Raw genomic sequence first — 25,715 nt, 5'->3', positions numbered from 1 at the left:
AAGGCGTTGCGCCGTGCTTCGCCCTGTTGGGGGCGCGCGCGGTGCGGTGCGCCGCCGCGCTGGGCCGGGGGCGCGTCGTCCCCCTCGGGGGTCTGGGCCCGGTCCCGGCCCGAAGCGATGGACAGGACGATGGCGCGGCCGGATCGACGGCGCGTGGCGCGGTCGCATCGACGACGCGATCAGGGGATGACCGGCACGCCCGGATCGACCAGGCCGTTGCCTCCCGTGAACGTGTTGTCGGCGGTGACCGTGGTCGGGCAGCCGGGGCGGTACGAGACGGGGTGGATCGCGAGTCGGTCGGGGCCGGTCGCACCGGTCAGGTCGGCGTGATTCGTGTGGAAGACCGTGCCACAGCCCCATCCCGGAGCCTGTGCGTGCACCTCGAACCCGTTGTTGGTGGTGTTCCGGCCGGTGTTGTGCTCGATCAGGTAGTCGTTGCCCTTCACGTCGACCCACGAGTCGTCGTAGTTGTTGCCGGTCAGGCCCGTGCCGTCGAAGGTGTTGTCCGCGACCCGGCCGCCGGTGGTGCCCTCCTTCAGGTCCACCGCCTCGCCGCGCACCCCGGGGCCGATCACGTTGCGCAGGATCCGTACCCGGTCGCTGCGGTCGGACAGCGTGTTGGCGGTGCCGACGTACACGCCCTCGCCCATGCCGCGGTTGTCCCGGCCGGTGTCGAAGATGCGCGAGTCCACGATCTCGCCGTCGCTGCTGGAGTTGCGGAAGTGCACGCCCTCCATGGTGAGTTCGTGCACCGTGACGGAGTCCACCAGTACGCCGCGGGCGGCGTCGATCATGATGCCCTTCTGGGCGTGGGTGAGCGTGATGCCACGCACGGTCCAGTAGGAGGCGCCGTTGAGATGGAGGGCGTTGCCGCCGCCGGTGCCGGTGCGCAGCACGGCATTCGCGGAGCCGGCCAAGGTGATCCGCGCATCGGCGCGACCGGCCTTCACCGCTTGGAAGTTGCCCGTGTAGGTGCCGTCGGCGAGGCGGATGGTGTCGCCCGGTACGGCCGCGGCCAACGCCGCCTTGAGTTGCGTCGACGTCGACACGAGCACGACCGACGCGCGCGTGGACGCGGGCGCGGCACCGGCGGACGGGGCGCAGCCGAGCGCGGCGGCGACGGTGGTCACGAGGGCGAGCGAGAGGGTGCGCATGCGCATGGGGGAGCCTTCCGTCGACGTGGTGACGGCACGGATCGTCCCGATGCCGGTCCCCACACCGGCAACGGGCCGAGCAGATGGCATCCAGCGTGCGGCATGAGGGCGTAAAGGTCTAGACCAACATCGGTCCGGATTCATGGCCCGCGGGCGCGCGGCGGCGTCCGGGCCGACGCGTGCCGCTCCACATCCCGGTGTCGAATCCCACCGGGTATGCCGGTCGTGCGCGTCGGCCGTGCGCCCGTGTGCTCAGGCGAAGTCGGCGCGGTGGTCGGCAGCCCACTCGGCGAAGGTGCGGGCCGGGTGACCGGTGAGGCGCTCGACGACGTCCGTGAGCGGTGCGGGCTTGCCGACGGTCGCGGCCATCAGGTCGAACAGGGCGTTGACGAACGGGCCGTCCAGGAACCGGCTCAGCTGCTCGCGGACGTCCGCGTCGGGCAACTCCTCGAACACGAGCGGTCGTCCGAGCACGTCGCCCAGCACCCGCACCTGCTCGGCCTGGGTGAGGGACGCCGGTCCGGCCAGATCGTAGGTGCGGCCGGCGTGCCCGTCGCCGGTCAGCACCGCGGCGGCGACCTCGGCAACGTCGCGCTCGTGCACGACGGACGCGGCGGCATCGGCGTACGCGCCGCGCACCACGTCGGACCCCTTGAGTTGCATCGCGAACGACAGCGCGTTGACGGCGGGAAACAGCAGCCGCAGGAACGTCCACGCGATGCCGCTCTCCGCGATCGCGCGCTCGACACCGGCGTGGTAGGTCGCGATCACGTCCGGCTGCACGTCCGCACCGTCGACCACCGCCCCGGAAGACAGGAACACGATGTGCCGCACACCCGCGTGGGCGGCCTCGGTGAGCAGCGCGTCCGGTGCCATGCCGTAGGGGAGGACGAGAAACAGGGTCCGGGCCCCTTGCAGGGCGGGTCGAAGCGAGGCGGCGTCGGTGAGATCGCCGCGCACGACGTCGACGCCCGCGGGCAGAGCCGCCCTGTCGGGGGTGCGCGACAGCGCCCGTACCGGTGCACCCGCGGCCGCCAGTGCCTCGACGGTCTCGCGTCCGAAATGTGCCGTTGCGCCGACGACCAGAATCATGCCCACTCCCACCGATTGGCTTGCTTGGATGCGATGACCGTAGGCATCGATCAGGAAGAGTCGGTTCCTGAATCCGGCGGGCCCCGCGTTGCGTTCGGGGTCGGGAGACGCAAAGGCCGTGTCCTCGGCTCGACGCCTCGCCGGATTTCGCTGCGGGCGGACAACGGGGAAAGCTCGCGGGGTCCGGCCTACGATGAGGCATGGCCGAGACCGCCCCACCGCTTTCGCACCGTACCGACGACAACAGGCAGGCCGCCCCGGCGCCGGCGCCGAGGCCCGAGCGCACACCCGCGCCCGTGCCGGTGCACCGCCGATCGAGCACGCCCGGTCGCGAGCCGCTGTGGCGGGATGTGCTGGGCGAGCACCTGCGGTCGCTGCGCCACGAACGCGGCGAGACGCTCGTCGAGACGGCGGGCCGTGCCGGCGTTTCGCCGCAGTACCTCTCCGAGGTGGAGCGCGGTATCAAGGAACCGTCGAGCGAGATGATCGCGGCGATGGCCGGCGCACTGGGCGTGGGCCTGGTCGATCTGACCCTCGCGGTGAGCGAAAACCTGCGGAGCACCCGCCCGGCGGGCCGTTCGAACGCGGTCTGCCGCGCCGCCTTCGCCCTGACGGCGTGACGGCACCGCGGTAGCGGCACGATCGGGAGCGGCGCCGGCGCGCCGGGCGGGGTGGGTCATCGCTCGTCGAGTACCACGTCGACGAGTCCGTACTCCTTTGCCGCCGTCGCGGTGAAGACCCGGTCGTGGTCGGTGTCCGCACGCAGGGTGGCCGTGCTTTGGCCGGTGTGCCGGGAGAGGATGTGTTCGATGTCCGCGCGGACGCGCACCACTTCGTCCGCCTGGAGGATCAGGTCCGGAATCGCGCCGCGTCCCTGTGCGGCGGGCTGGTGCAGCACCACCCGCGCATGGGGCAGCGCGGCGCGCTTGCCGGGCGCGCCCGCGGCGAGCAGTACGGCGCCCACCGCGACGGCCTGGCCCACGCACGTGGTGGCGATCTCCGACCGCACGTAGCGCATCGTGTCGTACACCGCCAGCATCGCGCTGGGGTCGCCGCCCTCGCAGTTGATGTAGAACTGGATCTCCTGTTCGTGGTTGTCCGCCTCCAGGAACAACAACTGCGCCACGAGCGCGTTGGCGACGCCCGCGTCGATGGCGGTTCCCAGGTAGACGACGCGCTCCGCGAGCAGGTGCGAATACACGTCCATGATGCGTTCGCCGCGGGAGTCGCGGGTGATGACGTTCGGAATGGCGTAGGTACTCATGCCGAGGCTCCCTGGAATCCGGCGTTCTTGGCGACTCGGCGAGCACCGCGCGGGGCGATCTCGTCGAAGGTCTGGACGATCGCGTCGATGAAGCCGTAGTCGAGGGCCTCCTGTGCGGTGTACCAGCGGTCGTGCAGCGAGTCCTCGAAGACCCGTTCGATGGGCTGGCCGGTGTCCTCCGCGATCAGGCCGAGCACGGTGTCGCGGGTGTGACGCAGGTCGTTGGCCTGCAACTCGATGTCCACGGCCGTCCCGGCGATGCCGGCGGAGCCCTGGTGCATGAGCACCCGCGCGTGCGGCAGCGCCCGGCGCTTGCCCGGTTCTCCCGACGAGAGCAGGAACTGGCCCGCGCTGTAGGCGATACCGAGGACCAGGGTGGACACGTCGCACGGGACGACCCGCATGACATCGCGGATCGCGAGCATCGCCGGCACCGAACCACCGGGCGAGTGAATCCACAACGCGATGTCCGCAGTGGGGTCTTCCGCGGCCAGGGTGAGCAACTGGGTGGTGAGCAACGTGCCGTTGTCGTCGTCCAACGGGCCGTCGAGGAGCAGCACGCGCTGCGCGTACAGCTCGCGCCGCGTGTGCTCGGGGAAAAGCGGGGCCTTCGTGTCATCGCTCATGGCTCCACCCTGGGCCGACGCCCACGGCGACGCCAAGCCGATCTGCCCACAGCGGATCTGCTCCGAGCGGATCGACGCCGTCGGGGCCGTTCGGGTGGACTCGCCGCGCGGCGTTCGTGCGGCGCGGGGCCGGTCCGACGCGAAGGGTGATCTTGGTCGGGCAAGGTCCCCTCGACCCCCCGGAAGAGACGTCCCGTCATGCGCCGTGCCCCCGCCTGTCGCCTCGCCACCGCCCTGTTCGCCCTCTCCGCGCTGGTCCCGCTCACCCTGACCGCGCCCTCGGCCCAGGCCACCCCGGCCACGGCGGCCGTCGCCACCGCCGATCCACACGACGACTGCCCGCCGCACGGCCTGGACCCCGCGCTCGTGGCCCGCCTCGACGAGGCGATCGAGCGCACCCGTCGGGAAGCCGGCATCCCCGGGGTGACCGTGGGCCTGTGGCTGCCCGGCCGGGGCAGCTACGTGCGCTCGACCGGGGTGGCCGACACCGCGACCGGCGCTCCGATGACGCCCGATCTCCACATGCGGATCGGCAGCGAGACCAAGACCTTCACCGTCACGGCCCTGCTGGAACTGGTCGACGACGGCCTGATCGGGCTGGACGATCCGATCTCCGCCTACCTCGACGGCGTTCCCGACGGGGAGCACATCACCATCCGGCAACTGGCGGAGATGCGCAGTGGCCTGTTCTCGTACACCTTCGACCCGGACTTCGTGAACACCCTGCTGGCCGATCCGACCCGCTCGTTCACTCCGCAGGAACTGCTGACGTACGCCTTCCGGCACCCGAACGTCTTCGCCCCGGGGGCGCAGTTCCAGTACTCCAACACCAACACCGTCCTCCTCGGACTCGTCGTGGAGAAGCTCGGCCGGATGCCCCTCGCCGACTTCATCCACAAGCGCGTCACCGGGCCGGCGAGGCTGCACCACACCCTGTTCCCCCGGGGCGCCGAATTCCCGGAGCCGCACGCGCACGGCTACACGAACCAGACACCGACCGGCGCGGTCGCCGACGCGACCGACTGGAACCCGAGTTGGGGCTGGGCGGCCGGCGCGATGATCTCCGACCTGGAGGACCTGCGCCGCTGGGCCAAGGTGGTCGCCACCGGCACCCTGCTCTCCCCGGCTACCCAGGCGGAGCGGGAGAAGTTCATCACGGTGCCCGGCTTCGACGGCGCCGGGTACGGCCTGGGCCTGTTCCGGACCCACGGTTGGGTCGGGCACAACGGCTCGTTGCCGGGCTACGAGAGCGTGACGATGTACCTGCCGGAGCAGGACGCCACGATGGTCATCCTGCTCAACACCGACATCGTGCACGACGGTTACGAGCCGAGCACCCTGGTCGCCCGTGCGGTCACCTCCGTCATCACCCCGGACCACGTCTACGAACTCCCCGCCCAGGGTTGACCCGGCGCCCCGCGACAGGTGTGCCGGGTCGACGACTCCGCGTTCGCGGCAGGCGTCGACCCGGCACGGGTCATCCGGTGACGCGAGGTCTGGAGCGGACGACGGCGTTGCTACCGTCGAGGTGCAACTTGCTGCGCTCGACGGCCTGTTGCTCGGCGTCGAGGTCGAATCCCCGGGTGCCGAGCCAGTAGGCCGCCCCCGAGACCACGAGTCCGACGACGAAGGCGATGTCGGCGCCGTCGAGTGTGTCGACCATGGGTCCCGTGTAGAAGCCGGTGACCATGAACGGCACCAGGGCCGCGACGCCCAGCGCGTAGGAGAGCAGACCGCGCCAACCCCAGCGCCCGTAGATGCTGTTCGGGCTGAAGATCTCGGTGATGGCGTAGTGGCCCCGGCGGACGAAGTAGTAGTCGATCAGGTTCACCGCGGTCCACGGCGCCAGGACGTAGAGGATCAGGGTGATGAAGTCGTTGAAGCTGCCGAGGTATTTCGCCGGCAGGCCCTCGGCCACGGCGAGCGCGAGCGCCGCGCCGGCCAGGATGCCGGCAATGCGGGTGCGTACGGTCAGCGCGATCGGGCGGAAGGCCTGGACGATGCTCAGTCCCGAGAGCATCGCGCCGTAGAGGTTGACACCCATGACCGCGATCGCGCTGGGGACCAGGATGGCGACCACGGCGGTCTTGCCGAAGCCGGTGAACAGGGTGTCGCCGATGTCCTGGAGGTTGACCAGCGCATCGGGTACCGGCACCGAACCGGCGATGAAGTTGCCGAGCACCATGAGCCAGATCGCCGACAACGCGGCCCCGGCATAGGTCCAGCCGATGACGCCGCGTTCGGAGGTGTCCGCGGGCAGGTACCTGGAGTAGTCCGAGACATACACGGCGTACCCGAGTTGGTAGCCGGCCGCCGCGACGAACTGGGCGAGTGCCGCCGCGGGGGTGAAGGCCGAGGAGTGGGCGACCGGGTGCGGCTCCAGGTGCATCAGCGCCAGCACGGTCAGGATCGCGAACACCGGTACCACCAGGTACGGCAGCAGGCGCAGCACGGTGTGCAGCAGGTCGTAGCCGACGATCGCCACGGTGGCCGCGAGCAGCACGATGACGACCGCCCACAGCGTCGCGGAGCCGGGCAGGACCGATTCCAGGACCTGGGAGGCCAGGAGCACGCCGAACGCGCTGAAGCCGATGTACACGCAGATGACGGCGAGCATCGGCACGAGTGCGCCGCGGGTGCCGAACTGGGCGCGGGACTGGATCATCTGGGGCAGGCCCATGGTGGGCCCCTGGTTCGCGTGGAAGGCCATGAAGCAGGTGCCGAACAGGATGCCGAGCACGGTGGCCGTGATCGACCAGCCGATCGACAGGCCCATGACCGGGCCCGCGAAGCCGACGACCATCGTGGTCGGCACGAACTGCCCGGTGAACCAGAACGGCGCCTGATGCCAGGCGCGGCCGTGCCGCTCGGACTGTGGGACGTAGTCGATGGAGCGGGTTTCCAGCACCGGACCGCGGGCGTGCCCGGTTCCTGCTGCCTGCCGGCCTGTCACCGCACCTGAGTGGTCAGCCATGTGCCCTCCTTCGTGTGGGGCAGAATCTACATTTTTCCGGTTGTTTGTCTGCTCTGGTTCCGGTCGGTGGCGGCACCGTCCGCCGCGAAGTCGGCGAACCCCGCCATGGCGCGGGCGAGGGTGCGCGCGGCCGCGGTGAGGTCGTCGAGGGCCACCCACTCGTCGGCGCCGTGCGCCTGACGGATCGAACCCGGGCCGTGGACGACGGTGGGAATGCGCAGGTCGTTGCGCAGGAAGCGGGCGTCGGAGCCGAGGTACAGGCCGACGAAGCCCTGGTCCGGGCCGGCGCCGGGCCCGACCGGGTCCCGGTCCGGCCGGGCGTCGAGCCGGCAGGCGTCGACGAAGTCCGCGAAGGGGTGCGGGAGCGGCAGCTCGGAGGCCTCGCAGAAGAAGGTGGGGACCACGCGGTAGTCGACGTCCGGGCAGGACGCGTCGATCATCGCGAGGATCGAGGCGTGCACGTCCTCGGCGCTCTCCCCGGGCAGCGTGCGCCGGTCGATGGTCAACTCGCAGCTCGGCGCGATCACATTGGCCGCGACACCGCCGCGCACCATCGCCACGTTGCACGTCGGGCTGCCCAGCAGCGGATGCGGGCGGGCATGGAACCGGGCCAGATGCAGCGCGGTGGTGATCCGCGCCGCGTCGGCGACCGCGGACCGTCCCCGCCCCGGGTCGCCGCCGTGCCCGGCGGTGCCGAACACCTCGATCCGAGCCTGCCAGGAGCCGCGTTCGGCCACCGCGACGCGCAACTCGGTGGGCTCGGGGACGATGCACGCGTCGGCCCGCACCAGACCGGCGGCCACCAGTTCGGCCGTGCCGTGATCGCCGCCGGTCTCCTCGTCGGCGACGAGGTGGAACACGATGTCGGCGCCGAGTTCGACCCCGGAGTCGATGCAGGCGCGCAGTCCCTCGATCGCCGCGGCGATGCCGCCCTTCATGTCCGCCGCGCCGCGCCCGATCAGGCGCCCGTCGCGCACGAGACCCTCGAACGGGGGCACCGTCCAGTCCGACTCGACGACCGGTACGACGTCCACGTGGCCGTTGATCAGCAGCGTCGGCCGGCCCGGCGTGCCGCGGCCGTACCCGGCGATCACCGAGGGCCGCCCGGAGCGCGAGGTGAACACGTCGGTGTCGCAGCCGAGCGCGTTCAGGAGGTTCGACAGCGCCGGTACGGCCGCGGACTCCCGGCCGGGTGGATTCCGGGTGTCGATGCGCACAAGTTCGGCCGCCGTCTCGCATACCCGGTCGGCCCGGACGAAGGTCTCGACCGACGGCCGGTTGGGGTCGGCAGCCCGGGCCGGCCTCACGGTCGCACCTCGGCCCTCGGGAGGATCCCGACCCGTTCCAGGCCGCGGGCGAATTCGCGCAATTGCGGCCGAGCGGACGTGAGTTCGGCCAGGAGCGTGCCGCCCGCGTCGAACTCGCCGCAGCGCAGCAGGATCACCGCCCGCCACAGGTCCGCCTCGGAATTGCCGCCCAGGCCGGCCGCGGCCGCCGTGAGCGCCTCGACCATCTCCCGGGCGTCGGCCGCGGCGATGCCCGACGGGTCGCCGATGACCAGGGGAGGGGCGAACAACGCGGCTCCGATCGTGCGGAAGCCTTCGTGCACGGGCAGCAGGCGACGCAACTCGCGCACCGGGTCTGCGTGGTCGTCGACCCGGATGTCGGCGAGCACGTGTCGCCACGGCCGCTCGCCGCGAACGCCGTCGACCACCTTGACCACCGCCGACTGCGACCCTCGGGCGTCGCCGCCGGCCCGCTCGCCGGCGAGGAGCGCGCGCACCAGCCGACGCGCGTGCGTCGACGCCGATTCCGGGTCGCCGTGATCGCCGGGTTCGCCGTGACCGTCGTGTGCGGCGACCATGGCCCGGCACACCTCGTCCGAGGCCAGCATGTTTCCCGCCGCGGCCACGCCTTCGCCCCGGGCGACGCCGGTGTGCGGTGCGCAACTGCCGCCGGTGAAGCAGGCGTATGCGCCGGTGGCGTCCATGACGATCGCCTGGCGGTAGTCGGCGAGCGGGTCGCCCGCGATCAGTGCTTCGAGCACGTCGTCGGGGGTCGCGCCGGCCCGCAGCAGCGACAACCCCTCGTGCGGCCAGTCGGTGTTGGCGAAGGCCTGGCTGACCACCACGCCGACGCCGGCCTCGGCATCGCCGACCACCGAGCCCACGGCGAAGAAGTGCGACTGCGCGGCGAACCCGAGGGAGCCGTCGTGCGGATGGAAACTCACTATCGAATAGGTCATCCCGATCTCCGATCTCGGACCGCTGATGTGTGCCGTGCCGATGTGTGCGCCGGCGTCCCGGCGGCCCCGACGCTTCGGTGCGTACGGGGACGGCGTCGCCGCCCGGCGGCCGGACCGGCGCCCCGGTCGAGGGCCCGCCCGGCCGCCGGACGGGTCACCCGCCGGCCCGGGCCCGGACCAGCGGGAGCAGGTCGCGGGAGAGCCGGTCGACCTGCGCTGCGCCGTCCTCGTCGGGGAGCAGGCACAGTGCGACGCAGTCCGCCCCGGCCTCGGCCAGCGCGCCGATCCGCTTCGCGCAGTCCGCGGGTGTGCCGACCACCGCCAAGTCGTCGATCCACGCGTCCGGAATGGCGCGTACCGCGTCCTCGAAGTCCAGCGCGGCCAGTGCCTCGGCCTCGTCGGCGATGCCGTGGGCCTCGGTCATCGGGTTGCGCGGTCCGGCCAGCAGGTAGAGCCCGAACAACTCGCGCAACCGCTCGCGGGCGACCGCGGCGTCGTCGTGCATCGAGCAGAAGACGTATGCCACCAGGTCGTGTTCGGGGCCTGCGCCGCCGTTCGCGACGGTGCGGGCCGCCCACTCGACGTAGCGCGTCCCGGCGAGCACGGAGAGCACGGTCCCGTCCGCGGACGCGCCCGACATGGCGAGCGCCTTGGGACCGCCCACCCCCGCCAGGATCGGCGGCACGATCGCGGGCGGGTGGGCCAGTCGCACCTCGCGGGCCCGGTACGAGGACGCCTCGACGGTCAGCGTGTCGCCCGCGAGCAGGGTGCGCAGCCCGGCGATGACGTCCCGGACCGAGGACAGCGGGGTCTTCGAGCGAATCGCCATTTGATCGAGCCAGTCGGGGACACCCGCCCCCACCCCGGCCCTGAGCCGGCCCGGGTACAGGCCGGCCAGGGTGGCCAACTCCATCGCCAGGAGCGCGGGATGGCGCGAGGTGGTGGGCACGATGCCGATGCCGACCGGGAGTTGCGTGGCGGCCAGCACGGCGCCGGCCGAGGCGATGGCGCCGGTGTAGAAGTAGTCCTCGCCGACCCACAGTTCGTCGAAGCCGCCGCGTTCGGCGGCCCTGGCCGAGGCGACGATCTCGGCCGGGTTCTGCGAGCTGCCGAGGACCAGGGAGATGCGCGGGGAATGTGCCGCGACGGTCATGGTCAGATGCCCTTCGGGAGCGGGTTCCACGGCACCCGGCCCAGGCCGCGGCTGTTGGTGGAGTCGGCGAATCCGGGCCGCGTCTCGTCCGGGTCGGGCAGCGCGGTGATGTGGGTGTGCCACATGCGCCACCGGGGTGCGCCGGTGCCGTCGTCGCGGTGGTAGATCTCGGTGGCCCGCCCGATGGTCGCGTCGACCGAGTCCGCGGTCCACTCGCCGCCGTCGAGCATCTCCGCCTCGATGGTGAACTCGCAGGCCAGCCAGGCGGTGTCGGCACGCACCTCCAAGCGCATGATCTCGGTCCGCAGGCCGCCCGTCTGAGCGATGATCTCGCGGTACCACTTCCACAACGCGACCTTCTCGGTCATGTCGAAGTACGGATGGCCGTTGAAGTTGAACATCAGATACTCGTGGCCCGGGGACGGGAACACCTCGACCATGCGGTCGATGTCCCAGCCGATGTTCGACTCCCACCACTGCTTGTGGAGCCTGAGGATCTCGGCGATGTCCGCCTTCGGCGCGGTTCGCTCCGCGAACGGGGTTTCGGTCATGATCGACTTCCTGTTTCGGTGCTGAGGTTTCCGGTGCCGAGGCTTTCGGTGCCGAAGTTTCCGGTACCGAGGCTTCCGCTGTCGGGACTTCCGCCGGGGGCGGGATTTCGGTCGCGGCCGTGGTGCTCGGGTGTGCCGTCGACGAGGGATGCGAGGTGGGCCGCGACCCGGGTGGGGGCGGTGTACATCGGCAGGTGTCCGTGTTCGACGAGGACCGCGAGCCGGCCGCCGGTGAGTTCGGCGAAGGCCCGGGAGTCCTCGACGGGACAACCCAGGTCCCGGTCCCCGACGATGGCGAGCGTCGGGCACCGCAATCGGGGGGCGGCGTCCAGTCCGGCGGCCGCGGCCGCCGCCGTCCAGATGCGCGCGGCCTGAGTGTCGGACTCGACACCGATGTCGGCGGCGACGCCGGCCACGAGAACCTCGTCCAGGCCGGGTTCGCTCGCCAGGATGTCCAGTACGGCGTTGCGCGCACCCCTGGCGGCGACGGCCGCGAGGAACTCCCGCGAGGCGGTGGGGTCGGCGGGGCGGAAGGCGCCGCCGACCGTGGTGACGCTCTCGACGCGGTCCGGGTGGGCGGCGGCCAGTTCCACGGCCACGGCCGCGCCGACGGAGGCGCCGACCACGTGCACGTCCGCGACCTCGCGGGCGTCCAGCAGTTCGACGCACTCGCGCACCCACCCGGCGAGGTCGTACGCGTCGCGGCGCGCCGACGACCCGTGTCCGGACAGGTCGATCGCCAGACACGTCCACGCGTCCGGCACCGCCGCCAGGACCGCCCGCCAGCAGCGGGCCTGCAGGTTGGCCGGGTGTACGAAGAGCACCGTCGGCGACCCGGGAACTGCGCCGCGCCTGGCCAACGCCGACCCCGAGCCGGCGCCGAAGACGATTCGATCCACGGACGACATTGGGCTTCCCCTCTCCGCTTGGGGCGCCATAGTTACAGTAACGATGTAAGTTTGTCGAGAGTCGGGACGACGTCCGGCCTAGACTCCCGAGCATGAATTGGCGAAGCATCGGCGATGTCGCCGCCGAGGTCGGGGTCAGCCCTCAGACGCTCCGGGCATGGGAGAAACAAGACCTGCTCGTGCCGGACCGCACACCCGGCGGACAGCGCCGCTACGGCCCCGAGCACGTGAGCCGGGCCCGCCGGATCGCCGACCTGCGGCAGCGGCACGGCTGGAACCCCGCGGCCATTCGCACCTCGTTGAGCGGCCCCGACGACGTCCCGGTACCGGACGAGCCCGCGGACGGCGGTCGGTTGCGCCGCGCCCGACTGGCAAGTGGCCTGTCCCTCAAGGAACTCGCCGCGATGACGGACACCTCCGTGTCGCACCTGTCATCGATCGAACGCAGCGTCGAGCGCGCCTCGACCCAGCTGATCGCCCGCATCACCGACGCGCTCGGCGTCCCGATGAGCAGCCTGGCGTCGTTCACCCGGACCGACGCCAGCGTGGTCCGCGCCGACGAGCGCGCGACCGTGGTCCTCGAAGGCGGCGTGCAATGGGAGGAACTCCTCCTGCCCGGCCACGATCTCGAACCGGCGCTGCTGTCCATCCCGCCGCACGGCTCCAGCGGCGGCCCCTACTCGCGCCCGGGGGAGACCTTCGCCTTCCTGATGTCCGGGACGCTGCGCTTTCGGGTCGGCGGCGGGCTGGGCGACCACGCGCAGGTCGCGGAGCCGATAGACGTCGCCGAAGGCGACTCGGTCTCCTTCCCGTCCCGGACGCTGATCTCCTGGGAGAACGTCGGCCGCAAGACCGCCCGCGCGATCTGGATCGAGGTGTTGTCCCCCAAGGCCTGGTCGGACCCGATGACCAGACGCATCGTCCGGGCGGCCTCCGGCTTCACCCCGCAGGAGCCCGCCGCCGGAGCGGAACCGGAGCGGGGAGCCGACCTCCGCTGACCTGCACCTGCGCGGCGACGGGCGCGCGGCCGACCCGTGCGAGGAGCCGGCCCCGGCCCACCTGCCCGGGAAGACCGCGCGCACCCGGCGGGCGCACCCCGCCACCCCGCCCCCGGGTCGACCCCCTCGACGGCTCGACCCGGGGGTGCGAGTGCGTCCCGTCCCGGTGCCGAGCCGGGGCACTCGTACCCGGTGAGCCGCGTGAGTCGCTCAGGATGCGGGGTGGAGGCGTCGGTAGACGGACGTGAGCGACTGTGTCTTCGCCGGACCCTCCACCCACCAGCGCAGATGCCACTCGTCCGGCGACACGACGGTGAAGTCGCCGTCGTAGCGGTCGGCCGCGCAGGGGTGCCGGGTGGTCCAGTGGCCGGTGCGCAGGTCGAGGTGATGGAAGGGCCTGCCGTCGGCGAAGAGCACGTCCGCGGTGCCGTCGACCCGCGGGACCAGCCGATGGGTGCGGCTCGCCGGGTTGGCGACCCCGGCCCAGACGAACTCACCGGATTCCGCCTCGACCAGCTCGTCGTCGACCCGGCGGAAGACGGCGGTACCCACGAACGTGCCCCGCGCGCCGGAGCGCTCGTCGATCACGGTGCGGTCGATGCTCCAGCGTCCGGCGAGATAGGCGGCGGCGTCGGGAACGGGAACGGGATGCATGCGCCCATGATCCCCGCCCCGGCCGGCGCGGTCCCGGCCGGCCCGGGCGGCGGTGGTGTGCGTGCATCGCCAATCGGTATTGGAAATCATTTTCAATAGTGATAGAAATGGCGGCAGCCCGCGGGGATTGCGGCTGCGGCGCATGTCCTGCCGGTGGCGCGGTGACGCCTGCCTGCCCGCCCGCCGCCCCGACGCCCCGACGCCCCGTCCTTCCGCCTCGTTCCGTCTGCTCAGGAGAGCCCATGCCCCGGTCCGGCACGCCCGTTCACCTCGATCCGATATCCGCCGTCGCGAGTTGTGTCGCCGAGGTGCTGGGGATCGACGCCGGTCCGGACGGCGGTCCGGATGTCGGCCCCGCCGTGGACCCCGACGTTCGGCTGACCGAACTGGGCCTGGAGTCCTTCACGGCAGTACGACTGCGGCGTCGGCTGCGCGAACGCACCGGGGCCGACCTGCCGATCGCCGACTTCCTGGGCGAGGCCACCGCCCGCTCGCTGGCCGCACGCCTCCCGGATCCGCTCGCTGGCGACCCGGCGACCCGACCGGCGCCATCCACCGGATCCGCCGAGGCGGTCCGGCCGGCCCGACCCGCCGAAACACCCGCCCACCCCGTGCCGCCCCCGGACGCGTTCCCCCTCACACCGGTGCAATCCGCCTACTGGGTCGGCCGCGACCCCTCGTTCCCCCTCGGTGGGGTGGCCACCTTCTACTTCCACGAGTTCGACCGGGTTTTGCCCGACGGCGACCACGACGGCGATCTGACCCGGCTCGAAGACGCGTGGAACATCCTCGTGCGCCACCACCCCATGCTGCGGGCGATCGTCGACGACGACGGCATGCAACGCGTCCTCGCCGACCCCGGTCCCTACCGCATCGGGCGCACCGACCTGCGGGCCGTGAGCGCCGACGAACGGGCCGCCGCCCTGGCCCGCCTGCGCGCCGAGCGCTCGCATCAGACCCGCCGTACGGACACCTGGCCGCTGTACGACATCCACGCCGCGCTGCTCCCGGACGGCGGTACGCGGCTGTACGTGGGCATGGACGTGCTCGCGCTGGACATGACGAGTTGGCTGCTTCTCATGCGCCAGTGGGGTGCGCTCGTCGCCGACCCCACCGCGCTGCCCGCGCCCTGTACCACCGACTTCGGCACCGTGCTGCGCGAACGGGCGGCCGATCCGCAGGAGTTGCAGCGGCGCGAGCGCGCGGGCGCGTACTGGGCGCGCCGCGCGGCCGAGCTGCCGCCGGGCCCCGCGCTGCCGTGGACCGCGGCGGCGAACGAACCCGGTCCGCCGCGCTTCACCCGGCACCAGGACGGCCTGACCGCCGCGGAATGGACCCGACTGCGATCCCGCGCCGCCGAACACGGACTCAGCCCCACCGGCGTACTGCTGGCCGCATTCGCCCTGACCCTGAACCGACGCGGCGCCGGTGCGCCCTTCTGCCTCAACACCACCCTGTTCGATAGGCCCGACGACCCCCAACTCCTGGACATCGTCGGCGACTTCACCACGACAGTGCTGGTCGAGCCGCCGCTGCCCGACCTGTCCCGGCCGTGGACGTTCGCCGCGTGGGCCGGCGAGGTCAACCGGCGCTTCTGGTCCGACCTCGAACACCGGGCCGTCTCCGGCGTGGAGGTGCTGCGCCGCGCCGGCCGCGTCGGCGGAACCCCCGCCCACCCGGTCGTGTTCACCAGCGGCATCGGCCTCGCCGACGGCGACCGTCCGGTGACCGCATGGCTGGGGGAGGAGGTGTACGCGATCTCGCAGACGCCGCAGATCCTGCTCGACCACATCGTGCGCGACGACGGGGGAGCGCTGCGGATCGTATGGGACAGCGTGGACGGTGCGTTGCCCGCCGACTGGATCCGCGACTGCCTCGCCGCCGAGATCAGGCTGTTGCGCCGGCTGACCGAACCGCACGCCTGGACCTCGCCGACCCTCGCGGCAGACCCCGCGTTCCTGCCCGACGAACCGCCCGCCCCCAACCCGTTCCCCACCGCCGGCCCCCTCCTGGACGACCCGTGGGCCGCCGCCGCCCGCCGTACCCCCGACGCCCCCGCGCTGCTCGGTATCGGCCGCCGCCTGGACCACGGCGAACTCGCGCACCGCGTACGATCCTTCGCCGCGACGCTGGCTGCGAGCGGAGTCGCCGCCGGCACACCGGTGGCCATCGCCCTGGACGAGGGGCACGACCGGATCACCGCGGTCCTGGCGGTCGGCGCACTCGGTGCCTGGTACGTACCCGTGGAGCCGACCTGGCCCGCCGCGCGGGTCGCCTCGGTCTGCGCGCGCACCGGGCTCACCCACGCGGTCGCCGAGCCCGACGCGGCGCCCGCGTGGCCGGCGGGCATCGTGATCGTCGCCCCGGACCGGGCACCCGGCCCGAAGCCCGCCGAACCCGGTGGACCCGCCGAACTTCCCGAACCCGCGGGCGGTCGCCCCGAACCGGACGACCTCGCCTACGCCGTCTTCACCTCCGGCTCCACCGGCACGCCCAAGGGCGTCGCGATCGAGCACGCGGCCGCCCGCACCACCGTGGACGACATCGTCGAGCGCTTCGACATCGGGCCCGGGGACCGGGTGCTGGGCCTGTCCGCGCTGAGCTTCGACCTGTCGGTCTTCGACGTGTTCGGCCTCCTCGGCGCCGGCGGCGCCCTCGTGCTCCCCGACCCCGATCGCTCACGCGACCCCGAACACTGGCTCGACCTCGCCGACACCCACGCCGTCACGGTATGGAACACCGCCCCCGCCCTGCTGGAGATGCTCGTCGAGTACGGCGAACTCGAACCCGAGCGCACCGGCCGGCAACTGCGGTCCCTGCGCCTGGTGATGCTCTCCGGCGACTGGATCCCGATCACCCTGCCGGACCGCCTGCGGGCGCTGGCACCCCAAGCCCGATTCGTCAGCCTCGGCGGCGCCACCGAGGCATCGATCTGGTCGGTGATCCACCCCGTCGAACGCGTCGACCCGTCCTGGACGAGCATCCCCTACGGCCGCGCACTGCGCGGACAGAGCTTTCGCATCCTGGACGAGAACGGGACCCCGGTCCCGCTCGGTCAGGCCGGCGAACTGCACATCGGCGGCGCCGGTTTGGCGCGCTGCTACGTCGCCGACCCGGAACAGACCGACGGGCGCTTCGCGTTCCACCCGCAGCTCGGCGAACGCCTGTACCGCACCGGGGACCTGGGCCGCTGGCGGCAGGACGGGACGATCGAATTCCTCGGCCGGGTCGATCGCCAGGTCAAGATCCGCGGTCACCGGATCGAGTTGGGCGAGATCGAGGCGGTCCTGGGCCGCGAGCCGGGCGTGCGCCAATGCGTGGCCTCGGCCGTACGCACGGCGGACCGACGACTGCGGCTGATCGCCCATGTCGTGCCCGAACACGGCCGGCGCCCCGACGCCGACACCGAACGACGCTGGACCCGGGCGCTGCGCGAACGACTGCCCGCCTACATGATCCCGACGCGCTACGTCGTCCTGGACCGCCTGCCGGTCACCGCGAACGGCAAGATCGACCACGCCGCGCTGGCCGAACCCGGCCCGAACCCGGCCGACGTCGTCGCATCGCCCCACGCCCCGGAGCCACCGGAGCCGGACGCCCGCCTCGACCCCACCGCCTGGCTGCGCGAAGCCGTGGCGCATGCCCACCGACTGGGCCTGGAACCGATCCTGACGGTACGTCAGGCCGACGGCGCGCGGCTCGACCCGCTCGACGCGCTGCACGCGGCGGCGGACTGGGCCCACGCCTGCCGGCGACAGGCGCACGAACACGACCCGACGCCGACCCTGGAAACCGCCGGCGCCGGGGCTCTGGCGGCCTTCCGGATCCCGGCGGACCCGACTCCGCGCGGTACGGACGACACCGCGGCTGGGGGTTCCGGGCCGAGAATCGGCACGCTCGCGCCGATCGCGGACACCTTTGCGCCGACTGCGGGCACCGTTGCGTCGGCCACGGGCACCTTCGAGTCGACCGCCGGAACGCCCGCGTCGAACACCCGGTCGGCCCGGATCGACCCGGCCACGCTGGACACGGTCGTCGGCGTCTTCACCGAACTGCTGGATCGACCGGTCGAACCACATACGTCGTTCTTCGTACTGGGTGCGTCCTCGCTCGACCTGGTCCGCGCCCACCGCCGACTCCGCGGCTTGGGCGTCGGCGACCTCGCCGTGGTCGACCTGTTCGAACACCCCACCGCACACGCCCTTGCGACCCGGATCGTCCGCGGGGCAGCGGAGTCCCGAACCCCGACGATCGCGAGCACCACGACGGGCACCCGTGCGAATACCGCCGCGGATGTCGCTGCGAATGCCGCCATGAACACCGGTGCGAGCACTGCCGCGCGTACCGCCGTGAATGCCGCCACGAATGCCGCCGCGCCCGGGCGCCAGTCCAGGCTGACCGCCCGTGCCCGCGCCCAGGAGATCTCCCGATGAGCCATCCCGATCCCGCGATCCCGTCCGCCATCGCCGTCGTCGGCCTGGCCTGCCGCTTCCCGGGCGCACCCGACGCCGACGCCTACTGGGACCTTCTGCTCGGTGCCCGGGAAGGTCTGACCCGGTTCACCCCCGACGAACTCGCCGACCGCGGCGTCCCGGCCGAACTGCTGCGCCGCCCCGGGTACGTTCCGGTCGGCGCGGTCATCGACGGCCAGGACCTGTTCGACCCCGACCTGTTCGGCATGACCGACGCCGAAGGCGCTCTCGCCGACCCACAGCAGCGCCTGTTCCTGGAATGTTGCCGGCAGGCACTGGACGACGCCGGACACGGGGAAGGCGCCGATGCGGGAGTCGTCGGCGTCTACGCCGGATCCGCACACAGTGCCTACCTCGCCCACAACCTGCGCGACCGGCACGACCCCACCGGCGCCGACCCGATCGGCAGCCTCCAGGCCGCCATGGCCGGCGTCGCCGACTACCTGCCGCTGCACGTCGCGCACCGGCTCGGTCTCACCGGTCCCGCCCTGGCGATCAACACCACCTGCTCGACGTCGCTGGTCGCCGTGCACGTCGCCGCACAGGCGCTGCTCGCCGGCGAATGCGACACCGCGCTCGCGGGCGGCGTCTCGCTGATCGTGCCGCAGGGGCGCGGCTATCTGCACGTGCCCGACGCGATGTTCTCCGCCGACGGGCGCGTACGCCCGTTCAGCGCTCGCGGCACGGGCATCGTGCACAGCCAGGGCGTGGGCGCGGTCGTGCTGCGCCGCCTGGAGGACGCGGTTGCGGCGGGCGACCGCGTCCTGGCCGTACTGCTGGGATCCGCCGTCGACAACGACGGCGCCGACCGGGTCGGGTTCACCGCACCCTCTCCCCGAGGTCAGGCCCGCGCGGTGGCCGAAGCCCTCGCCGTCGCCGGCCTCGAACCCACCGAGATCGGCTACATCGAGGCACATGGCACCGCCACCCCGCTCGGCGACGCCGTCGAAGTAGCGGCGCTGCGCAAGGTGTTCGGCGCAGCGGGCCCCGCATGGTGTGCCCTGGGCTCGGTCAAGGGCAACATCGGGCACACCAACTCCGCCGCCGGCATCGCCGGTTTCGTCAAGGCCGTCCTGGCCGTGCACCACGGCGTCATTCCCGCATCGCTGCACTGCGACCCGGTCAACCCCGCACTCGACCTCGCCGACTCGCCGTTCACCCTCGCCGACACCACCCGCCCCTGGCCGGGCGTACGGCACGCCGGCGTGAGTGCCTTCGGGATCGGCGGCACCAATTGCCACATCGTCCTGGGCCAGGCCCCGCCACGCACGGCGCCCGCGCCCGACCCCCGCCCGCAACTCCTCCTCCTGTCAGCGCACTCCGCCGCCGCACTGCCGACCGCGGTCGATGCCCTCGCCGACGTCCTGACCGCCTGCGACGAATCGGCGGACCGCGCCGAGGTTTTGGCCGACCTCAGCGAACTTGCGGACTGTGGCGCAGATTTGGCGGCGTCCTTCCCTGCGGCCCGGGCCGAGGTTTTGGCCGGCCTCGGCGAACCTGCGGACCACGTCGAGGTTTTGGCGGCGTCTGCGGTCCCTGCGGCCCAGGCCGAGGTTTCGGCTGACCTTGCCGAACCCGCGGACCGCGCCGAGGATTCGGCGGAGACTGCCGATCCTGTGGGCGGCGCGGGATTCCTGGCCTGCCCCGAGGACCGCACCGAATTCCCTTCCGGGCCGACCGGCCCTTCCGGCCCGCCGGGCCCCGCCGATCGTGCGGATCGCGCCGGAGTCCGGACGGACCCCGCGGACCCTGCCCGCCGCGCCGGGGTCCGGATCGGCCCCGCCGGGCTTGCCGAGCCGCACGCTCTCGCCGACATTGCCGCGACCCTGCACAGCGGTCGCCCCGCGCTGCGGTACCGCGTCGCTGCCGTGGGCACCGACCATGCCGGAGCCGCCGCGGCGTTGCGGGCGGCCACCGGTCGCGAAGTCGAACCCACCGCCCCGCGGCTGATCCTCGCGTTTCCCGGCGGCGGCGCCCAGTACGCCGGAATGGGTGCCGAACTCTACCGGGACGAACCGGAGTTCACCGCCGCCATCGATGCCTGCACCGCCCACTTCGCCGACCCGGTGCGCGACCTACTGCTCACGCACCCGCGCGGATCCGTCGCCGACGCCGCCGCCCGGGATCCGCGGGTGGGCCTGCCCGCCCTGTTCACCGTATCGGTGGCCACCGCCCGGCTGCTGCGTTCGTGGGGCATCGAACCCGACGTGGTGCTCGGGCACAGCCTGGGCGAGTACGCAGCCGCGGTCACCGCCGGCATCCTGAGCCTGAAGGACGCCGCCGAACTCGTCACCGTGCGCTGCACCGGCATGGCCGCAGCCGCCGGAGCGGGTGCCATGCTCGCGGTGCAGGTGTCCGAGGCCGAGGCCCGCCACCTGACCCGCCGGCATCCGCACCTGGACCTGGCCGTGGTCAACGCGCCCGACGCGTGTGTGCTCGCCGGACCGACCGACGCGATCCTGGCCCTGCAACACGAACTGCGGGCTCGCGGGGTCGACGCGACGCGCCTGCGGCTGGACGCGGCAGCCCACTCGCGCCTGGTCGATCCCGTACTCGCCGACCTGCGCGCCGCCGCCCGCCGCGTACACCCGGCGCCGGGCACGATTGCGCTGATCACCAGCGTCACCGGCGAGGAACTGCGTGCCGACGAACGCGCGGACCCGGAGCACTGGGTACGCCATCTGCGCTCCACCGTGCTGTTCTCGCGTGCGCTGCGCACCGCCGTGGGGCGGCAGCCGAGCATCCTGCTCCAAGCCGGCCCCGGCAGCGAACTCGCCCTGGCCGCACGGCGACAACAACCGCCCGCCCTGCTCGCCGCCCTGGCCGGATTCGGCGCCGCCGACCACGGCACGGAACGTGCCGCGCTGCTCAGCGCCGCCGGGCGACTGTGGACCCACGGCATCGACCTCGACGCCCGCGCGCTGCACCGCCCCGGACGCCGCCGCGTCGTGCTGCCCGGCCACCCCACCCGCCGCCGCCGACTGTGGATCGAACCAGCATCCGCCGAACGGCCGCCGCTGCACCACGACCTGCTCCTCCAGACTCCGGTCTGGCACGAGAGCGCACCACCGGCCGCAGCCATGCTGCACGGCGAACGCTGGATCGTGGCCGACCACACCACGGCTACGACGAGCCCGCCCGAGCAAGAGGACCGGGCACGGCCCGAGCACCCCGCCCACGCGGTACGCCGCGCCCTCGAAGCAGCCGGCGCCGAAACCGCCACGATCGACGACGAATGCCCGTGCACAGGAGCGGTTTTCGTATACGACGCCGCACCGGTGGCGGACGGCAGCGAAGCGGCCGTGGCAGCCGCCGTCGCCGCCTTCGCCCGCTTCGCCGCACGCCTGGCGGAGCGCGCGGACGCCCCCAGCCGCTTGATGGTGCTCACCCGAAATGGCGAACGGGTCGAGCACACCGATGCGTTCGACCCGGCCGCCGCCGCGATCCGCGCGCTGCCGCGGGTACTCGCCCAGGAGACCCCGGGCCTGCGCTGGCGCGCACTGGACCTCGGTGCGCACGATCCGATGCGTGCCCTCGCCCGCGAGGCCGCCGACCTGCGGACCGGCGACAACGCGCGGGAGGTCGCCGTGCGCGGCCAAACCCGCCGGGTGCGCTCGTTCGCCGCCTGGAATCCCACCGACCGCACGCCGGCCATCGACCCCGGTGACACCGTCGTCATCCTCGGCGGCCTGGGCGACGTCGGCTTCACCCTCGCCGAACACCTCACCCACACCCACCGGGCCCGAGTGGTGCTCACCTCCCGCACCGGGATCCCGAACACGGAGGAGGCCACGCCGCGACCGGACACCGCACCCGAACCCATCACCGCGGACCGGTCGCCGGCGACGCGCTCGGCGTCGTTCCGCGCGGCGTCGAACGACGCGGAGCCGGATCGATCGGTGTCGGAATGCCCGGTGTCGGACCGGACCGTGGCGGATCACCCGGCGCCGCACCGTGAGCTGTCGGCCGGCGGCGCGACCGTGAACCGGACGGTGTCGGACGGCACAGAATCGGACGGCGTGGTACCCGCTCGCACCGTGCCCGACCGCGCCGGGTCGGACCGCTCCGCGCCCGACGGTCCCGTGCCCGAGCGGACCGCGGCGGGCCGTCGGGCGTGGCTCGATCACCTGCGATTGCGCGGCCTGTGCGTCGAGATCGCCGTCTGCGATGCCGCGGACCCGGCTGCCGTGCACGGACTCCTGCACGACCTGGGCGAACGACACGGCCGCCCCCGACTCGTCATCCACGCCGCGGGCGTCGTCGCCTCCGCCGGCATCGCACCGCTGCGTGCGAGCGACCCCGCGACGATCGCCGCGCACGTACGTGCCAAGGTCGGCGCCGCCGATGCCCTGCGCATCGCCATCGGCGAACTCCCCGAGGCGCTGCGCCCGCCGACCGTCCTGGTGATGTCCTCCGCCACCGCGGCGGTGGGCGGCCTGGGCCTGGGCCCGTACGCCGCCGCCAATCGGGCATTGGAAGCGATCTCCGCGCGTCACAGCGACGACCACACCACCTGGCTCTGCGCGGCCTGGGACGGCTGGCGGGTCGGACCCGCCGGCCGCGAACGCGTCGTGGCCGCAGCCCATTCGCTCGGCGCCGAGGACGGTACCCGCGCCCTGGACCTGCTGCTGGCCGCAGCAGCCGATGACACGGCGCCGAGCGTGGTCGCCGTTTCCCCGGCCGACCTGGCCGCCCGGCTGCGGCACGATGCGACACCGGCACCAACCGCGGCGCCCACCGCGGTACCCACGCCGGCGGGTCCGTCGCCGGACGTACCCGATTCCGACCGCCGAACGGATCCGCGAGCGCACGCCATCGCGGCGATCTGGTCCGACCTGCTCGGTTTCACCGTTGCGGACCCGGACGCGGACTTCTTCGCGCTCGGCGGACACTCGCTGCTCGCGACCCGCATGCTCGCCCGCGTACACGACGCGTTCGGCGTGCGCCTGCGCCTGGCGGACCTCCTCGACCACCCCACCGCGGCCGGCCTGGCCCATCTCCTCGACCGCACCGGGTCGAACAGCACGACGCGGCCGGAACCGCCCGAACCGTCCGCATCGCATGTACCGGTTGTGGCGGGGGACGTCGCGCCGCATTCCGAGCCGCTTCGATCGGTTCCGTCGCCCGCGAGTGGCGATCTCCCCCCAGGCTCCGATCCGCTCCGATCGGTTCCGGCGCCCGCGAGTGGCGACCTTCCCCCACACTCCGAGCCGCCTCGACCGGATGCGTCGCCCGCGCCCCGGGACCTCTCGACCGTTCACGAGCCGCCTCGGTCGGCTGCGTCGCCCGTGGTGCGGGACTTCCCGCTCACGCGTGTCCAGCATGCCTACTGGGTCGGGGGCGGCGGAGGCTATCGGCACGGTGGGACCGCGTGCCACTTCTTTCTCGAACACCACTGCCCCGACCTGGACGTGCAGCGCTACCAGGACGCGCTGAACCGGGTCATCGCCCGGCACCCGATGTTGCGCGCCGTGATCACGCCCGAGGGCCGCAACCGCATCCTGGACCGGGTGCCCCGCTACCGCATCCGCGTGCACGACCTCACCCGCCTGGACCCGGCCGAACGCGACGCCGAACTGGTCGAGTTGCGCGCCAGGCTCTCCCACCGCGCCCCACGTCCCGACCGCTGGCCGTTGTTCGAGGTGACCGCCGCGCGGCTGCCCGACGGCGCGATCCGACTGTTCACCGGGTTCGACGTGTTGGTCTGCGACACCGCGAGCTATCTGCTGGTGGACCGCGAGATCAAACACTTCCACGACCATCCGCACGACGAACTTCCGCTCCCGGAAATCGATTTCGCCACCTGCGCGGCAGCCCTGGAGGCCCGCCGCAGCGGAGCCGCGTTCGATGCCGCCGCCGAATTCTGGCGTGCGCGACTGGCCGACCTCCCGGGACCGCCCGCACTTGCCCAGACCACCGGGACGACGACGGAGCAGCCGCCCCGATTCGTCCGCCGCTCGGCCCGCCTCGCCCCCGATACCTGGCGCCGACTGCGCGACGCGGCGGCCCGCCGACGTCTCACACCCACCGCGGTACTGCTGGCCGCCTACACCGAAACCCTCGCCCACTGGTCCGGAAGCGACCGGTTCTGCGTCAATCTCACCCTGTTCGACCGACCCGCGATCCACCGCGACGTGGACCGTGTGGTCGGCGACTTCACCACGCTGCTGCTGCACGAGAGCCGGCACCCCACGCCGACCCCGACGTTCGCCGCACGAGCCGCGACGACGCAGCGGCGGTTGTTCTCGGACCTGGACCATCGCGACTTCGGCGCCCTGGACGTCCTGGCCGAACAGGCCGCCCGCACCGGTCGGTTGCACACCGCCCCTGTCGTGTTCACCAGTGCACTGGGCCTGGCCGACGTCCTCGACGGTGGCCACGACCTGGACTGGGTCGGCACTCCGGTCCACGGCGTGAGTCAGACGCCGCAGGTGTGGCTGGACCACCAGGCGTTCGAGCAGGGCGGCGCCCTGCTGCTGCAATGGGACGCCGCGGAGACGATCCTCGAACCGGTCGACGTGGACGCGGCGTTCACGCGGTACGTGGCGACGGTGCGTCGACTCGCGGACGATCCGCGAGCGTGGGGTGGGCAACTCGACCCCGACGGCGTGGCAACGACACTCGACGCGGTCGAGGACCCCGACGACGTGGCCCTGTTGCTGCGTGCCGGCGCGCACCCGCGCCCGTTGTTCCTGATCCATCCCTCCGGCGGTGACGTGTTGTGCTACGGCGAGTTGGCCCGAAGGCTGACCACCGACCGTCCGGTGATCGGCCTGACCGACCCGCAACTCGTCGGCGCGGAAGCCCCCGTCGACGCGGAGGCGCTGGTCGAACGCCACCTCCGGGCGATCCGGTTCCGCCAACCGCGCGGACCGTACGCCCTCGGCGGCTGGTCCATGGGCGGCATCCTCGCCCACGAGATCGCCGGCCGACTGCACGCCGCCGGGGAGCGCGTCGAACTGCTCGTCCTGCTCGACGCCAACCTGCCCGACCACATCCGCACCTTCCCCGAGGAAGCGGACCAGACCCGCGACACCGAACCGACCCTGCGCTATCTCGCCTCCCTCGAAGCGTTCCTCGACCTCGACCTCGGCCTCGACCCCAACCTCGGCCTCGACCCCAACCTCGACCGAGCGGACCCCGACCCGGCGGGCTCCGACGCGGGCTTCGCCGCGCTGCCGCCCGCCGAGCGCATCCCCGAGGCCACCCGCCGACTGCGCGCGGCCGGCCTGCTCGGCGCCCGGGACACGGCCGCCGAGCGGATCGAGGTGTTCACCCGCCACCTGCGCCTGTTGGGCCTGCATACGGCCCGCCCGCTGAAGGACGCCGGCACCGACACGCTCATCGTGCGCGCCGGGCAACGCTCGCCGCGAAACAGCGGAACGGGCATGGGCGTGGACGACGTTCCCGGCGGCACCGACCTCGGATGGACGCCTTTCCTGAGCGCACCACCGCGCTGCGTCGACGTCGACGCCCACCACTACGCCCTTTTGCGCGAACCCGCACTCGGCCACATCGTCGCGCTCGTGGACCGAGCGCTGCGCGACCTTCCGGTAGCGGCCGAACCCGACGCGGCGGCCGAGCGCCCGAGGTCCTGACCGCTTTCGCAGGTCACCCCCCGCTC

Annotated in this window: 16 protein-coding genes; 5 read left to right on the top strand and 11 right to left on the bottom strand. The window is 72.7% G+C overall.

Annotated features, from left to right (window positions below; all coding sequences use genetic code 11):
• Positions 1–179: 179 nt before the first annotated feature.
• Positions 180–1,154: a sheath polysaccharide-degrading enzyme gene (locus ACIBM5_RS29560; protein WP_396009712.1), complete on the bottom strand. Its 975-nt coding sequence runs from the start codon at positions 1,152–1,154 to the stop codon at positions 180–182.
• 252 nt (positions 1,155–1,406) lie between these two features.
• Positions 1,407–2,246 (bottom strand): NmrA family NAD(P)-binding protein, encoded by an 840-nt coding sequence (locus ACIBM5_RS29555; protein WP_396009574.1) that lies wholly within the window; start codon positions 2,244–2,246, stop codon positions 1,407–1,409.
• 200 nt (positions 2,247–2,446) lie between these two features.
• On the opposite strand from ACIBM5_RS29555, the gene ACIBM5_RS29550 reads away from it, so the two are divergent.
• Positions 2,447–2,866 (top strand): helix-turn-helix domain-containing protein, encoded by a 420-nt coding sequence (locus tag ACIBM5_RS29550; RefSeq protein WP_396009573.1) that lies wholly within the window; start codon positions 2,447–2,449, stop codon positions 2,864–2,866.
• Between the two features lie 56 nt (positions 2,867–2,922).
• Here the strand turns inward: ACIBM5_RS29550 and ACIBM5_RS29545 are convergent, their stop codons facing one another.
• A complete protein-coding gene (locus ACIBM5_RS29545) occupies positions 2,923–3,510 on the bottom strand; it encodes a ClpP family protease (RefSeq protein WP_396009572.1) in 588 nt (195 codons plus the stop codon).
• Positions 3,507–4,136, bottom strand: coding sequence for a ClpP family protease (locus tag ACIBM5_RS29540; protein WP_391584564.1), 630 nt, complete (start codon positions 4,134–4,136; stop codon positions 3,507–3,509). Before ACIBM5_RS29540 ends, ACIBM5_RS29545 begins: the two co-directional genes overlap by 4 nt.
• 198 nt (positions 4,137–4,334) lie before the next feature.
• Here ACIBM5_RS29540 and ACIBM5_RS29535 point away from each other — a divergent pair, with 198 nt between their 5' ends.
• Complete coding sequence (locus tag ACIBM5_RS29535) at positions 4,335–5,543, top strand: serine hydrolase domain-containing protein (RefSeq protein ID WP_396009571.1); 1,209 nt, start codon at positions 4,335–4,337, stop codon at positions 5,541–5,543.
• Between the two features lie 70 nt (positions 5,544–5,613).
• Here ACIBM5_RS29535 and ACIBM5_RS29530 read toward each other — a convergent pair whose 3' ends face one another.
• The 6 genes from ACIBM5_RS29530 to ACIBM5_RS29505 all read right to left on the bottom strand — a co-directional run bounded on the left by ACIBM5_RS29530 (position 5,614) and on the right by ACIBM5_RS29505 (position 11,958).
• Complete coding sequence (locus tag ACIBM5_RS29530) at positions 5,614–7,110, bottom strand: purine-cytosine permease family protein (protein WP_396009570.1); 1,497 nt, start codon at positions 7,108–7,110, stop codon at positions 5,614–5,616.
• A 26-nt stretch (positions 7,111–7,136) separates the two neighbouring features.
• The gene (locus ACIBM5_RS29525; RefSeq protein WP_396009569.1) at positions 7,137–8,417 is read right to left on the bottom strand and encodes a M20 family metallopeptidase; all 1,281 of its coding nucleotides are present in this window, start codon (positions 8,415–8,417) and stop codon (positions 7,137–7,139) included.
• A complete protein-coding gene (locus tag ACIBM5_RS29520; protein ID WP_396009568.1) occupies positions 8,414–9,355 on the bottom strand; it encodes a DUF1028 domain-containing protein in 942 nt (313 codons plus the stop codon). Before ACIBM5_RS29520 ends, ACIBM5_RS29525 begins: the two co-directional genes overlap by 4 nt.
• A gap of 154 nt (positions 9,356–9,509) precedes the next feature.
• Complete coding sequence (locus ACIBM5_RS29515) at positions 9,510–10,508, bottom strand: LLM class flavin-dependent oxidoreductase (RefSeq protein WP_396009567.1); 999 nt, start codon at positions 10,506–10,508, stop codon at positions 9,510–9,512.
• Between the two features lie 2 nt (positions 10,509–10,510).
• On the bottom strand, positions 10,511–11,059 hold the full coding sequence (locus ACIBM5_RS29510; protein ID WP_396009566.1) for a YybH family protein: 549 nt from the start codon (positions 11,057–11,059) through the stop codon (positions 10,511–10,513).
• Positions 11,056–11,958 (bottom strand): alpha/beta fold hydrolase, encoded by a 903-nt coding sequence (locus ACIBM5_RS29505; RefSeq protein ID WP_396009565.1) that lies wholly within the window; start codon positions 11,956–11,958, stop codon positions 11,056–11,058. The genes ACIBM5_RS29510 and ACIBM5_RS29505 overlap by 4 nt, the downstream gene beginning before the upstream one ends.
• A gap of 101 nt (positions 11,959–12,059) precedes the next feature.
• On the opposite strand from ACIBM5_RS29505, the gene ACIBM5_RS29500 reads away from it, so the two are divergent.
• A complete protein-coding gene (locus ACIBM5_RS29500; RefSeq protein WP_396009564.1) occupies positions 12,060–12,965 on the top strand; it encodes a MerR family transcriptional regulator in 906 nt (301 codons plus the stop codon).
• A gap of 210 nt (positions 12,966–13,175) precedes the next feature.
• Here the strand turns inward: ACIBM5_RS29500 and ACIBM5_RS29495 are convergent, their stop codons facing one another.
• The gene (locus ACIBM5_RS29495; protein WP_396009563.1) at positions 13,176–13,619 is read right to left on the bottom strand and encodes a DUF6314 family protein; all 444 of its coding nucleotides are present in this window, start codon (positions 13,617–13,619) and stop codon (positions 13,176–13,178) included.
• A gap of 242 nt (positions 13,620–13,861) precedes the next feature.
• Here ACIBM5_RS29495 and ACIBM5_RS29490 point away from each other — a divergent pair, with 242 nt between their 5' ends.
• Both ACIBM5_RS29490 and ACIBM5_RS29485 read left to right on the top strand, forming a co-directional pair.
• Positions 13,862–18,052, top strand: coding sequence for an amino acid adenylation domain-containing protein (locus ACIBM5_RS29490; RefSeq protein WP_396009562.1), 4,191 nt, complete (start codon positions 13,862–13,864; stop codon positions 18,050–18,052).
• Positions 18,049–25,689: a beta-ketoacyl synthase N-terminal-like domain-containing protein gene (locus tag ACIBM5_RS29485; protein WP_396009561.1), complete on the top strand. Its 7,641-nt coding sequence runs from the start codon at positions 18,049–18,051 to the stop codon at positions 25,687–25,689. The genes ACIBM5_RS29490 and ACIBM5_RS29485 overlap by 4 nt, the downstream gene beginning before the upstream one ends.
• Positions 25,690–25,715 lie beyond the last annotated feature (26 nt).

It is taken from the genome of Embleya sp. NPDC050493 (assembly GCF_044458105.1).
Taxonomy (GTDB): domain Bacteria; phylum Actinomycetota; class Actinomycetes; order Streptomycetales; family Streptomycetaceae; genus Embleya.
The sequence above is the reverse complement of the archived record's forward strand: the minus strand, read 5'-3'. Positions and strand labels throughout refer to the sequence as shown.

What these genes read in the sequence shown, in the direction of transcription:
- ACIBM5_RS29535 (WP_396009571.1), top strand. Translation starts at nt 4,335, where the DNA reads ATGCGCCGTGCCCCCGCCTGTCGCCTCGCCACCGCCCTGTTCGCCCTC.
- ACIBM5_RS29510 (WP_396009566.1), bottom strand. Translation starts at nt 11,059, where the DNA reads ATGACCGAAACCCCGTTCGCGGAGCGAACCGCGCCGAAGGCGGACATC.
- ACIBM5_RS29490 (WP_396009562.1), top strand. Translation starts at nt 13,862, where the DNA reads ATGCCCCGGTCCGGCACGCCCGTTCACCTCGATCCGATATCCGCCGTC.
- ACIBM5_RS29515 (WP_396009567.1), bottom strand. Translation starts at nt 10,508, where the DNA reads ATGACCGTCGCGGCACATTCCCCGCGCATCTCCCTGGTCCTCGGCAGC.
- ACIBM5_RS29540 (WP_391584564.1), bottom strand. Translation starts at nt 4,136, where the DNA reads ATGAGCGATGACACGAAGGCCCCGCTTTTCCCCGAGCACACGCGGCGC.
- ACIBM5_RS29485 (WP_396009561.1), top strand. Translation starts at nt 18,049, where the DNA reads ATGAGCCATCCCGATCCCGCGATCCCGTCCGCCATCGCCGTCGTCGGC.
- ACIBM5_RS29560 (WP_396009712.1), bottom strand. Translation starts at nt 1,154, where the DNA reads ATGCGCACCCTCTCGCTCGCCCTCGTGACCACCGTCGCCGCCGCGCTC.
- ACIBM5_RS29495 (WP_396009563.1), bottom strand. Translation starts at nt 13,619, where the DNA reads ATGCATCCCGTTCCCGTTCCCGACGCCGCCGCCTATCTCGCCGGACGC.
- ACIBM5_RS29520 (WP_396009568.1), bottom strand. Translation starts at nt 9,355, where the DNA reads ATGACCTATTCGATAGTGAGTTTCCATCCGCACGACGGCTCCCTCGGG.
- ACIBM5_RS29555 (WP_396009574.1), bottom strand. Translation starts at nt 2,246, where the DNA reads ATGATTCTGGTCGTCGGCGCAACGGCACATTTCGGACGCGAGACCGTC.
- ACIBM5_RS29545 (WP_396009572.1), bottom strand. Translation starts at nt 3,510, where the DNA reads ATGAGTACCTACGCCATTCCGAACGTCATCACCCGCGACTCCCGCGGC.
- ACIBM5_RS29550 (WP_396009573.1), top strand. Translation starts at nt 2,447, where the DNA reads ATGGCCGAGACCGCCCCACCGCTTTCGCACCGTACCGACGACAACAGG.
- ACIBM5_RS29530 (WP_396009570.1), bottom strand. Translation starts at nt 7,110, where the DNA reads ATGGCTGACCACTCAGGTGCGGTGACAGGCCGGCAGGCAGCAGGAACC.
- ACIBM5_RS29500 (WP_396009564.1), top strand. Translation starts at nt 12,060, where the DNA reads ATGAATTGGCGAAGCATCGGCGATGTCGCCGCCGAGGTCGGGGTCAGC.